This window comes from Streptomyces sp. B5E4 (assembly GCF_039871555.1).
Classification (GTDB): Bacteria; Actinomycetota; Actinomycetes; order Streptomycetales; family Streptomycetaceae; genus Streptomyces.
The window spans coordinates 25,275-37,221 of the sequence record NZ_JBDPMI010000046.1 but is presented as its reverse complement, the minus strand read 5'-3'; the positions used below and the strand labels follow the sequence as shown (position 1 = coordinate 37,221).

Genomic DNA, 11,947 nt, shown 5'->3' with positions numbered 1-11,947 from the left:
TGACCTGGACATCCACCTTGATGTCCTTGTTCTTCGCCTCGAACCGCTTCACCACATCGTCCCAGTACACCTTGGACGCATTCGACGCCTTGTCCCCGTAATCAGCCGCCACCAACTTGATGGTGGTCGTACCGTCCGAGCTGCCCCCGTCGTCGCCGCAAGCCGCAAGCCCCAGTACCAGCGCAGAGGCCGCTGCGCCGGCACTGATCAACCGTACTGTCCTCACTGTTGAACCCCTTTGTCCTCGGCGCTGGTTTACGACCAGATGAAGATCATCCAGCGTGCGCTGGGCGTCAGCCTACCGACGGGCGCGTCTCGCGAACAGGTCTAGGCCACTGCCGTGACCTGGCTGCAATCAGGCGCTTCCGACTGCTTCCGTTTCGCTTTCCTCCGCTACGCACGGTAGTCACCCGGACGGGCCTCTCGGCCGTGTTCGCGGGCCGGTCGGCCCTTAGCGTTGATCGTGTGGCGCGGGCAGGGTGGCCACCGTCAGCCGTCCCCTACCGCCGCAGAGCGCGCGAGAACCGAGGTAGCCGTGGCCGGAACCGACGGTGCCGCCACCGACCTGCTGTTGCGTACGGGCCGTTGGTTCACCCGCGGCACGGTCTCGCCGGACCTACGTACGGTGACGAAAACGGGCGGCAGAGCGGGCGACGTCTTCTACCGCGACAGGTGGAGCCACGACAAGGTGGTCCGCTCCACGCACGGTGTGAACTGCACCGGTTCGTGCCGCTGGAAGGTCTACGTCAAAGACGGGATCATCACCTGGGAGACCCAGGAGACCGATTACCCCTCGGTCGGGCCCGACCGCCCCGAGTACGAGCCGCGCGGCTGCCCGCGCGGCGCCGCCTTCTCCTGGTACACCTACTCCCCCACCCGGGTCCGCTACCCCTACGTCCGCGGCGTCTTGCTGGAGCAGTACCGCGAGGCGCGGCGGCGCCTGGGCGATCCGGTGCTGGCGTGGGCCGAGGTCACCGGCGACCCCGAGCGCCGCCGCCGCTACCAGAGCGCCCGCGGCAAGGGCGGGTTCGTCCGGGCCACCTGGGACGAGGCCGTCGAACTGGTCGCCGCCGCGCACGTGCACACCATCAAGCGGTACGGCCCGGACCGTATCGCCGGCTTCTCCCCGATCCCCGCGATGTCGATGGTCTCGCACGCCGCCGGGGCCCGCTTCCACTCCCTCATCGGCGCCCCGATGCTCTCCTTCTACGACTGGTACGCCGACCTGCCCGTGGCCTCCCCGCAGGTCTTCGGCGACCAGACCGACGTGCCCGAGTCCGGCGACTGGTGGGACGCGGCGTACCTCATCATGTGGGGCTCCAACGTCCCCGTGACCCGCACCCCGGACGCCCACTGGATGGCCGAGGCCCGCTACCGCGGGCAGAAGGTCGTCGTCGTCGCCCCCGACTACGCCGACAACGCCAAGTTCGCCGACGAGTGGCTGCACCCGCACCCCGGCACCGACGGCGCGCTCGCGATGGCGATGGGGCACGTGATCCTCAAGGAGTGCTTCGTCGACAGGCAGGTCCCCCACTTCACCGACTACGTACGCCGCTTCACCGACCTGCCCTTCCTCGTCACCCTCCGGCAGCGCGGCGGGGGTCACGTGCCGGACAAGTTCCTGCGCGCGGCCGATCTGACGGGCCGTCCGGAGGCGGCGGCCGAGGGCGCGGAGTGGCAGACGGTGGTGGTGGACGAGACCACCGGCGACACGGTCGTGCCCAACGGCTCGCTCGGTTTCCGGTGGACCGAGTCGGGCAAGGGCAAGTGGAACCTCGATCTCGGCGAAACCGTTCCCCGGCTGACCATGTCCGGGGTGCCGGGCGCCGAGCCCGCCGAGGTGCTGCTGCCGCGCTTCGACACCGAGGGCGGCGCACACGGCCAGGGCCGCGGCGAGTCCGTCGCCCGGGGCGTACCGGCGCTGCGGCTGCCCGGCGGACGGCTGGTCACCACGGTCTTCGACCTGCTGCTCGCCCAGTACGGCATCGCCCGCCCCGGGCTGCCGGGCACGTGGCCCGAGGGGTACGAGGACGCCGGGCAGCCCGCGACGCCGGCGTGGCAGGAGGTGCACACCTCGGTGCCCGCCGCCCGGTGCGTGCGCATCGCCCGGGAGTTCGCCCGTACCGCGGAGGCGTCGCGCGGGCGGTGCATGATCCTCATGGGCGCGGGCACGAACCACTGGTTCCACTCCGAGACCATCTACCGCGCCTTCCTCGCCCTGCTCCAGCTCACCGGCTGCCAGGGCGTCAACGGCGGCGGCTGGGCGCACTACGTCGGGCAGGAGAAGTGCCGTCCGTCGACCGGCTGGGCGACGCTGGCCTCGGCGAACGACTGGTCCCGGCCGCCGCGGCAGATGATCGGCACCGCGTACTGGTTCCTCCACACCGACCAGTGGCGCTACGACCACTTCCGCGCCGACGTCCTCGCCTCCCCGCTCGGCCGCGGCGCGTTCGCGGGCATGACCGGCGCGGACTGTCTGGCCGCCGCGGCGCGGTCCGGCTGGATGCCCTCGTACCCGACCTTCGACCGCAACCCGCTGGACATCGCCGAGGACGCGGACGCCGCCGGCAAGGACCCGGTGGCGTACACCGTCGACGAACTGCGCGCCGGGCGGCTCGGCTTCGCCTGTGAGGACCCCGACGCCGAGGAGAACTGGCCGCGTATCGTCACGCTCTGGCGCGCCAACCTGCTCGGCTCCTCCGCCAAGGGCGCCGAGTACTTCCAGCGCCACCTGCTCGGCACCCACTCCTCGCTGCGCGCGACGGAGGCACCGGTGGAGGTCCGCCCGCGCGACGTGCGCTGGCGGGAGGAGGCACCCGAGGGCAAGCTCGACCTGCTGCTGTCGCTGGACTTCCGGATGACGTCCTCGACGCTGCTGTCCGACGTGGTGCTGCCGGCGGCCACCTGGTACGAGAAACACGACCTGTCCTCCACGGACATGCACCCCTACGTCCACTCCTTCACCCCCGCCGTGGACCCGCCGTGGCAGGCGCGCAGCGACTTCGACGCCTTCCAGGCCATCGCCCGCCGCTTCAGCGAGCTGGCCCGCGACCACCTCGGCGTCCGCCACGACCTCGTCGCCACCGCGCTCCAGCACGACACCCCCGGCGAGATCGCGCAGCCCGGCGGCGTGGCGGCCGACTGGCGGCGCGGCGACTGCGAGCCCGTACCGGGCCGGACGATGCCGCAACTGACCCTCGTGGAACGGGACTACGGCGCCGTCGCCGACAAGATGACCACGCTCGGCCCGCTCGCCGAACGCCTCGGCCTGCCCGCCAAGGGCATCGCGCTGCGGCCCGACCGGGAGGTCGAGCTGCTCGGCGCGCTCGGCGGCACCCGCGCGGACGGACCCGCGGCCGGCCGGCCGCTGCTGGACACGGCGGTCAAGTGGGCGGACGCGATCCTCGCGCTCTCCGGCACCACCAACGGCCGGCTCGCCGTGCAGGGCTTCCGCACGCTGACCGAGCGCACCGGGCAGGAGATGGCGCACCTGGCCGCCGAACAGGAGGGCAGGCGCGTCTCGTACGCGGACACGCAGGCGGCGCCCGTGCCCGTCATCACCTCGCCGGAGTGGTCGGGCAGCGAGGCCGGCGGGCGCCGCTACACCGCCTTCACCCTCAACACCGAGCAGCTCAAGCCCTGGCACACCCTGACCGGGCGGCAGCACTTCTTCCTCGACCACGACTGGATGCACGAGCTGGGCGAGGCGCTGCCGGGCTACCGGCCGCCGCTGGACATGCACCGGCTCTTCGGCGAGCCGGAGCTGGGGCCCGGCGGAGAGCGCCAGGTGACCGTGCGGTACCTGACCCCGCACAGCAAGTGGTCGATCCACTCCGAGTACCAGGACAACCTGTTCATGCTGTCGCTCTCCCGCGGCGGCCAGTCGGTCTGGATGTCGCAGGAGGACGCGGCGGCCATCGGCGTCCGCGACAACGACTGGATCGAGGCCGTCAACCGCAACGGCGTGGTCGCCGCGCGGGCGGTCGTCTCGCACCGGATGCCGCGCGGCACCGTCTACATGCACCACGCCCAGGACCGCACCGTGGGCGTGCCGAAGGCCGAGACCACCGGCCGCCGCGGCGGCATCCACAACTCGCTGACCCGGCTGATCCTCAAGCCCACCCATCTGATCGGCGGCTACGCGCAGCTCTCCTGGGCGTTCAACTACCTCGGCCCGACCGGCAACCAGCGCGACGAGGTGACCGTCATCCGGCGCCGCGAAGGGGAGGTGACGTACTGATGCGCGTGATGGCGCAGCTCGCGATGGTCATGAACCTCGACAAGTGCATCGGCTGCCACACCTGTTCGGTGACCTGCAAGCAGGCGTGGACGAACAGGAGCGGCGTCGAGTACGTCTGGTTCAACAACGTCGAGACCCGGCCGGGACAGGGCTATCCGCGGCGCTACGAGGACCAGGAGCGCTGGCGCGGCGGCTGGGAGCTGAACCGGCGCGGCCGGCTGAAGCTCAAGGCGGGCGGCCGGTTCCGGAAGCTGGCCTCGATCTTCGCCAACCCCGTGCTGCCGGTCATCAAGGACTACTACGAACCCTGGACATACGAATACCGCAATCTGATCGACGCGCCGCTGGGCGACGACTTTCCCGTCGCCGAGCCGCGCTCCGTCCTCACCGGCAAGCCGATGAAGATCGAGTGGAGCGCCAACTGGGACGACAACCTGGGCGGCACCGCCGAGCACGGCGACCTGGACCCGATGGTGGTCAGGACCCGGCAGCGCGCCGCGGAGAAGGTGAAGTTCGAGTTCGAGCAGACCTTCATGTTCTATCTGCCGCGGATCTGCGAGCACTGCCTGAACCCGTCGTGCGTGGCCAGTTGCCCGTCGGGCGCGATGTACAAGCGCACGGAGGACGGGATCGTCCTGGTCGACCAGGACCGCTGCCGCGGCTGGCGGATGTGCGTGACCGGCTGCCCGTACAAGAAGGTCTACTTCAACCACCGCACCGGCAAGGCCGAGAAGTGCACCATGTGCTACCCGCGGCTGGAGGTCGGGCTGCCCACGGTGTGCTCGGAGACCTGCGTGGGGCGGCTGCGGTACCTCGGCGTGGTGCTGTACGACGCGGACCGGGTGCTGGAAGCCGCGTCGGTGCCGGAGGACACGGACCTGTACGAGGCGCAGCTCGGCGTCTTCCTCGACCCGGAGGACCCGGAGGTGCGGCGCGCGGCAGAGGCGGCGGGGATCCCGTACGACTGGGTCGAGGCGGCCCGGCGCTCGCCGGTGCACGCGCTGATCAGCCGGTACCGGGTGGCGCTGCCGCTGCATCCGGAGTACCGGACGATGCCGATGGTCTGGTACATCCCGCCGCTGTCCCCGGTGGTGGAGGCGCTGGCGGAGACGGGCTTCGACGGCGAGGACACGGGCAACCTCTTCGGCGCCATCGACGCGCTGCGCATCCCGCTGGAGTACCTGGCGGAGCTGTTCACGGCCGGGGACACCGCGCCGGTGCGGGCGTCGCTGGAGAAGCTGGCGGCGATGCGCGGCCACATGCGCGCGGTCAACCTCGGCGAGCCGCCGGGCGATACGGCGGCGGCCGTCGGCATGACGGGCCGGGAGATCGAGGACATGTACCGGCTGCTGGCGGTGGCGAAGTACGACGAGCGCTACGTCATCCCCACCGCCGCCGTCGGCGACGCCCGGGCACTGGAGGAGTCGGCGCTGCCGCAGGACTGCAGCCTCGACTTCGAGGGCGGCCCCGGCATGGGCGGCTCCGGCCCGGTCGGCGCCGGGTCCGGGCGGCGGTCGCTGCCGCTGGTGGCGGTCGACAGCTTCGACAAGCTGCGCCGCCGCCAGAGAGCCGACCGTCCGGGGGGCGCCGGGGAGACCGCGGAGAGGGGGGAGGCGTGAGTGCCGTCGTACGGCAGGTCGCCGCCCGCTGCCTCGGCTATCCGGACGAGGAGTTCCACGCCGCCCTGCCGCTGCTGCGCCGTGCGCTGCCCGGCGGGCACGCGCTGCACGGCTTCCTCGACCACGCCGCGCGCACCGATCCCGCGGCGCTGGCCGCGCACTACGTCGAGGTCTTCGACTTCAAGGCGCGCCGCTGCCTGTACCTGACCTGGTGGACCGACGGCGACACCCGCCGCCGCGGCATGGCGATGGTCCGCTTCAAGGAGACCTACCGGGCGTACGGCATGGACCTCACCGACGAGGAGCTGCCCGACTTCCTGCCCGCCGTGCTGGAGTTCACCGCCGCCACCGGCGACGACGGGCTGCTCCGGGCGCACCGCCCGGCCGTCGAGCTGCTGCGGCTGTCGCTCGCCGAGCACGGCACCCCGTACGCCACCGTGCTCACCGCCGTCTGCGCCACGCTGCCCGGCCCCTCGCCGAAGGACCGCGCCGCCGCCCTGGCGCTGGCCCGCTCCGGACCGCCGCGCGAGGACGTCGGCCTGGAGCCGTACGGGCAGCTCCCGTACGGGCTGCTGCCCCTCGTCGACGCCCCGGGAGGCCGGTCGTGAGCACGCTGTGGAACGTCCTGCCGTACGTCGTGATCGTGCTCTTCCTCTCCGGGACGGCCTGGCGCTACCGCTACGACAGGTTCGGCTGGACGACCCGCTCCTCCGAGCTGTACGAGTCGCGGCTGCTGAACATCGCCTCGCCGATGTTCCACTACGGCATCCTCTTCGTCCTCGCCGGTCATCTGGTGGGCCTGTTCATCCCCGACTCGTGGACCTCGGACCTGGGCATCAGCGACCACGCGTACCACCTGCTGTCCCTCTGCACCGGCACCGCCGCCGGGCTGCTGACCGTCGCCGGGATCGTGCTGCTGATCTACCGCAGGCGCACGACGGGTGCGGTCTTCCGCGCGACGACGGCCAACGACAAGCTCATGTACCTGGTGCTGCTGGCGGCCATCGTCCTCGGGATGTGGGCCAAGCTCGGCCACGCCGGCGGCGAGGGCTACGACTACCGCGCGACCATCGCGCCCTGGGCACGCGGCATCTTCACGCTGCGGCCGGACGGCGCGCGGATGGACGGGGTGCCGGCGACCTACCAGATCCACATCCTCGTCGGGCTCGCGCTCCTCGCGCTGGTGCCGTTCACGCGGCTCGTGCACATGCTCAGCGCGCCCGTGCAGTACCTCTTCCGCCCGTACCTCGTCTACCGCAGCCGCGAACCGCGGCAGCTCGCGGCGCGGGCCGCACGGCGCGGCTGGGAACGCGCCGAGTGAACGCACCGGCAGCGCGGAAGCCGGCCGCCGGGGCGGCGGAGCAGCCGTCGCGCGCCGCGTACGCCAACCTCGTCGTCGCCACCCTCGGCTTCACGCTGACGTTCTGGGCCTGGAACCTGATCGCGCCGATCGCCGGGCCGCTCGGCGACGACCTGGGCATCAGCTCGTTCGAGCAGTCGCTGATGGTCGCCGTGCCGGTGATCGTGGGCTCGGTGGGCCGGATCCCGGTCGGCGCGCTGACCGACCGGTTCGGCGCGCGGGTGATGTTCCCGCTGACCTCGGCGCTGACCGTCGTGCCGGTGCTGCTGCTGATCCCGGCGAAGGAGTCGTACGCGGCGCTGCTGCTGGTCGGCTTCCTGCTGGGCGTCGGCGGCACGACGTTCGCGATCGGCGTTCCCCACGTCAACTCCTGGTTCCCGCCGGCCGGACGCGGCTTCGCCATCGGCGTCTTCGGCATGGGCATGGGCGGCGTGGCCCTGTCCGGCTATGTCACCCCGCGGATCTACGACCACGGCCACCACCTGCCGTTCGTGGTCCTGGCCGTCGCCCTCGCGGCGTACGCCGTGCTGTCCTGGCTGACGCTGCGCGACCGCCCCGGGCGCCCGGTGCCGACGACCCCGCTGGGCAGCCGGCTGCGGGAGGCGGCGCGGCTGCGGGTGACGTGGGAGCTGTCGGCGCTGTACGCGATCGGCTTCGGCGGCATCGTCGCGTTCGGCGTCTACCTGCCGACGTACCTGAAGACCTGGTACGACCTGGGCGCCACCGACGCCGGCACCAAGGCCGCGGGCTTCTCGCTGGTGACGGTCCTCTTCCGGCCGTTCGGCGGCTGGCTCTCGGACCGCGTCCACCCGGCGGTGGTGACGGCGTGGTCGCTGGGCCTCGTCGGGCTCTTCGCGGTGGTGCAGGCCTTCGACCCGGAGCTGAACCCGCTGGGCACGATCTGCCTGCTGGCGATGGCCGCCGGCCTGGGCGCGGCGAGCGGCGCGGTCTTCGCCCTGGTCGCGCAGGTCACACCGCAGTCGCAGGTGGGCAGCGTGACGGGCATCGTGGGCGCGATGGGCGGTCTCGGGGGGTTCGTGCCGCCGCTGGTGATGGGGGCGATCTTCAGCGCGAAGGACTCGTACTCGATCGGCTTCATGCTGCTGTCCGACCTGGCGCTGGCGGGCTGCGTGTACGCCTTCGGGCGGATGAGAACGGCGGGCCGGGCCAGGGGATGAACCGGCCCGCCGGGATTGTGGGATCCGGGGCGCCCTGCCGCGAAGGGGGTTCCGGGGGCGGGCCCCCCGGTGAGACCCCTCCCCCGCCCCCGCGCGGGGCCTCGGCGGAGCCGCTCAGCGGTCCAGCGGGGCGCCCACGTCGTACAGGTGATGGAACACGTCGTGCACGAAGTAGCGCGCGAACGTGTCGACGGTGAACGCCGCGCCGTCGCTGCGGAACCCCGGGCGCTGCCACTCCCCCTCGCCGACCTCGTCCAGGTGCTCGGCCAGCGTCTCGCCCCACGCCGACAGCTCCGCCGCCACCCGCAGCGGGTCCTGCTCCCCGTACCGGTCCTCCACCGCCGTCTCGTCCTGATCCCAGTTGGCGAGCCGCGGGCCGTCCTCGGTGAGCATCCGGCGCACCCTCTCGTCCCCCAGCCGGAACACGTCGCGCACGTGGCACGCGTACTCCAGCGCCGACCACACCTCCGGCCGCGGCCGCGCCCGCAGCCTCTCCGGCTCGTCGCCCAGGACCTGCACCCAGCGCACGGCGCACTTCCGCATCAGCCCGGAGACGTCCTGCGGGCGGGTCTCCGCCGCCGCGAAGCCGCACTCGGGGCAGGGGCGTTCCAGGACCCAGGTCCAGTCCTTGGTGTCGGGTGTGATCATGCCGCCCAGTCTCCCCGCGGAAGACTGTGCAGCACCAGCGAGAATTCGTTGAAAGGTCCGGTAAGCACTGCTTAACCGACGGTCCACCGCTGCACCAGTCCCCAGGCGAACTCGGCCGTGCACGCACGCGGTTCGCCCGCCTCGTCCGGCGCGGTGAACGCCAGCGCGAAACGAGGGGCGGCCGAGCCCTCACGCGGGGCCGCGGGCGGGAACGCCCGCGCCACCTCGTCGACGGTGCAGCCCCACGGCGCCAGATCGGCGAGCGTGCGCAGCGCGGGGCCCGCCGCCTCCGGCGCCCGTACGAGCCAGGCGTTGAGCACCACGCCGCCCACGCCGCAGGTCGCCTCGAACCGCAGGTCCGGCCAGAGCGGCACCGGCCACACGTGCACGTCCAGCGTCATGTCACCGTGCGCCCGCCGCGTCACCGACGCCGCCGGCCCGAGGAGCGCGGCGAAGTCCCGGGCCCGCGCGGCGCCGGCGGCCCGGCCGCCGCGGGCGCGGAGCCGGCCCTGCCAGCGGCGGTTGGCCTCGCGCATCGCGGTGCGGGGCACGCCGAGGGCGCGCAGCGCGTCGGCGACCAGGGCCGGCTGGAAGTCCTGCATGCGGCGCAGCAGGACGAGCTGGAACTGCACGGGGCCGGGCGGCGGAACGGAGTCGTCGTACAGGAGGGAGGCCACGGTGCCCATGATTCCCCTTCGATGAGTTCCGGCGCCGCGGGCAGTCCACACACACGACGGCAGCGACGGCTTGCGGACGGAATCTGACCGCAACGCTTCGTACCGTCGGGGGACGGGCTCGACCACCGGAGGGGACATGAACGGCATGAACGGCCTCGCGACAGCACTGGTGCTGGCCCTCGCGTCCGCCGCCGCGTACGCGGGGGCCGCCGTGCTGCAGGAGCGGGTCGCGGGGGCCGGCCGGGAGTCGGACGCGGGGGTATGGGCTGCGCTCACGCGCGGCTCGTGGTGGCTGTCGGTCGGGCTGAACGCCGCGGGCGCGGCGCTGCACGTGCTCGCGCTGCGGTACGGGCCGCTGACCCTGATACAGCCGCTGGGCGCCCTCACGCTGGTCCTCGCGCTGCCGCTGCAGGCGGCGGCCACCGGGCGGGCGGTCGGCGCGGTGCGGTGGCGGGGCGCGGCGCTGACGCTGGCGGGTCTTGCGGGGGTGCTGCTGCTGGTGCGCGGCGGCGGGCACATCGAGGTGCTCACCCCGGCGCAGGTCCTCGGCACGGTCGCGGCCACCGCGGCGGCACTGGCCGCGCTGGGCGCGGCGGCCCGCCGGTCGGGGCCGCGGGCTGCCGGGATCGCGTACGCCACGGCCGCGGGCATCGCCTTCGGCGCGGGCTCGGTGCTGACCCAGACGATCGCGGTACGCCCCGCCCCGGACGCCTTCACGGTGCTGACGGGCCTCGTGGTGGCGGCGCTTGCTCCCACCGGCCTGATGCTCTCGCAGGCGGCCTACCGCGGCGGCCTGGGCGCCCCGCTGGCCACGGTGACCCTGGTCAACCCGGCGGTCTCCGCGGCGGTGGGCCTGACGCTGCTCGGCGAGCGGCTGAGCGGCGGCGCGCTGGGGCCGGCGGTGGCCCTGGCGGCAACGGCCCTGGCCACCCGGGGCGTAGTCCTGCTGTCACGGCCCGACGCGACACCGGCGCCGATTCCGGTGGCCGTTCCGGCGCGGACGGGCATCCCGGCCCGAGCGGCGGCAGCAGCCCGGAGCGCAGCGGCGCTCCCGGGCCCGGTGGCGGCCCCGGAGCCGACGGGGGCTCCCGTCCCGGCCGCCGTCCCGTCGGCACGGCCGTGCCCGGCCGCCAAGGCGGCGGCCAGGACATCCGGTCGGCGCCGCCACCCCGCACCGTCCCCGGCCGGAACCTTCGGCCTGGCCCGCTGATCCGCCCGCGTCGGCCCGGGGCCCCGGGCCGAGCCCGCCGCCGACCGCCGGTCGCTAGTCCGCCACCAGCACGATCTTGCCCCGCAAGTGGCCCCCCTCGCTCGCCCGGTGGGCGTCCGCCGCCTCCGTCAGGGGCAGGGCCCGCCACACCGGCAGGTGCAGTCTGCCGTCGCGGTACAGCGCCAGCGCGCGTTCGATCCCCGCCACATGCTGGTCGTCGCCCTCCGTCTGGCGCGAGAACCGTACGCCCAGCGTCTGCGCGCCCGCCGCGTCCGCGATCGTCAGGACCCGGGCAGGACCGCCCGCCAGGTCCACCGACTCCGCCAGCACGCCGCGGCCCGCGGCGTCCAGCACCGCGTCGACGTCCGGCGCCAGTTCCCGTACCCGCGCGCCCACGCCCTCCCCGTACGCGACCGGTTCGGCGCCCAGCGAGCGCAGGTAATCGTGGTTGGCGGGGCTCGCGGTGCCGATCACCCGCACCCCCGCCGAGACCGCGAACTGCACCGCCAGACTGCCCACCCCGCCCGCCGCGCCGTGCACGAGCAGCGTGTCGTCCTTCGCCAAACGCAGCGCCGTCTGCGTCCGGTACGCGGTCTCCGCCGCCACCGGCAGCCCGCCCGCCAGCTCCCACGGCAGCCCCGGCGGCTTGGCGACCAGCCGGTCCGCGCGGGCCAGTGTCTGGACCGCGTACCCCGCGGCCACCGGCCCCAGCACCTCGTCGCCCACCCGCCACTGCCCCGCGCCCTCGCCCACGGACTCGACGACGCCCGCCGCCTCCAGCCCCGGCACGTACGGGAAGGCCAGCGGCCGGAACGCCGCCGTCTGTCCGCCGCGCAGCTTCCAGTCCAGCGGGTTGACCCCCGCGCACCGGACGCGGACACGGACCTCGCCGGCGGCCGGCGCCGGCACCTCGACGTCGAGGGGGCGAAGCACCTCGGGGCCGCCGTATGCGGAGAATCCCATGGCGAACACCACGGGCCATCACCTTCCTTCGGGACCGTGGACACCGAACGGA

9 protein-coding genes and 1 pseudogene are annotated in these 11,947 nt (G+C 73.5%); 6 read left to right on the top strand and 4 right to left on the bottom strand.

Annotated elements, in window-relative coordinates; translation table 11 throughout:
• Positions 1-211 (bottom strand): annotated as a pseudogene (locus tag ABGA99_RS34660) (sugar ABC transporter substrate-binding protein); the annotation flags it as partial.
• Between the two features lie 324 nt (positions 212-535).
• On the opposite strand from ABGA99_RS34660, the gene ABGA99_RS34655 reads away from it, so the two are divergent.
• From ABGA99_RS34655 to ABGA99_RS34635, 5 genes are read left to right on the top strand one after another with little or no spacing between them, the layout of a single operon-like run.
• Positions 536-4,240 (top strand): nitrate reductase subunit alpha, encoded by a 3,705-nt coding sequence (locus ABGA99_RS34655; RefSeq protein WP_347577788.1) that lies wholly within the window; start codon positions 536-538, stop codon positions 4,238-4,240.
• Positions 4,240-5,859, top strand: a complete 1,620-nt coding sequence (narH, locus tag ABGA99_RS34650; RefSeq protein ID WP_347584186.1) for a nitrate reductase subunit beta — start codon at positions 4,240-4,242, stop codon at positions 5,857-5,859. Before ABGA99_RS34655 ends, narH begins: the two co-directional genes overlap by 1 nt.
• Entirely contained in the window at positions 5,856-6,467 is a 612-nt protein-coding gene (gene narJ, locus ABGA99_RS34645) for a nitrate reductase molybdenum cofactor assembly chaperone (protein WP_347584185.1), read from the top strand. The genes narH and narJ overlap by 4 nt, the downstream gene beginning before the upstream one ends.
• The gene (gene narI / locus ABGA99_RS34640) at positions 6,464-7,180 is read left to right on the top strand and encodes a respiratory nitrate reductase subunit gamma (RefSeq protein ID WP_347584184.1); all 717 of its coding nucleotides are present in this window, start codon (positions 6,464-6,466) and stop codon (positions 7,178-7,180) included. The genes narJ and narI overlap by 4 nt, the downstream gene beginning before the upstream one ends.
• Positions 7,177-8,397 (top strand): MFS transporter, encoded by a 1,221-nt coding sequence (locus ABGA99_RS34635; RefSeq protein ID WP_347577792.1) that lies wholly within the window; start codon positions 7,177-7,179, stop codon positions 8,395-8,397. Before narI ends, ABGA99_RS34635 begins: the two co-directional genes overlap by 4 nt.
• Positions 8,398-8,511: 114 nt before the next feature.
• Here the strand turns inward: ABGA99_RS34635 and ABGA99_RS34630 are convergent, their stop codons facing one another.
• Both ABGA99_RS34630 and ABGA99_RS34625 read right to left on the bottom strand, forming a co-directional pair.
• Positions 8,512-9,045, bottom strand: a complete 534-nt coding sequence (locus ABGA99_RS34630; RefSeq protein WP_347577793.1) for a DinB family protein — start codon at positions 9,043-9,045, stop codon at positions 8,512-8,514.
• A gap of 71 nt (positions 9,046-9,116) precedes the next feature.
• Positions 9,117-9,722 (bottom strand): hypothetical protein, encoded by a 606-nt coding sequence (locus ABGA99_RS34625; protein WP_347584183.1) that lies wholly within the window; start codon positions 9,720-9,722, stop codon positions 9,117-9,119.
• A 136-nt stretch (positions 9,723-9,858) separates the two neighbouring features.
• Between ABGA99_RS34625 and ABGA99_RS34620 the strand changes: the two genes are divergently transcribed.
• Positions 9,859-10,932, top strand: a complete 1,074-nt coding sequence (locus ABGA99_RS34620; protein WP_347584182.1) for a DMT family transporter — start codon at positions 9,859-9,861, stop codon at positions 10,930-10,932.
• Positions 10,933-10,986: 54 nt separating this feature from the next.
• Here ABGA99_RS34620 and ABGA99_RS34615 read toward each other — a convergent pair whose 3' ends face one another.
• Positions 10,987-11,904, bottom strand: coding sequence for an NADP-dependent oxidoreductase (locus ABGA99_RS34615; RefSeq protein WP_347584181.1), 918 nt, complete (start codon positions 11,902-11,904; stop codon positions 10,987-10,989).
• Between the last annotated feature and the right edge of the window lie 43 nt (positions 11,905-11,947).

Excerpts from the sequence above, each read along its gene's own strand:
- narH (WP_347584186.1), top strand. The coding sequence starts at position 4,240 with ATGCGCGTGATGGCGCAGCTCGCGATGGTCATGAACCTCGACAAGTGC.
- ABGA99_RS34630 (WP_347577793.1), bottom strand. The coding sequence starts at position 9,045 with ATGATCACACCCGACACCAAGGACTGGACCTGGGTCCTGGAACGCCCC.
- ABGA99_RS34620 (WP_347584182.1), top strand. The coding sequence starts at position 9,859 with ATGAACGGCATGAACGGCCTCGCGACAGCACTGGTGCTGGCCCTCGCG.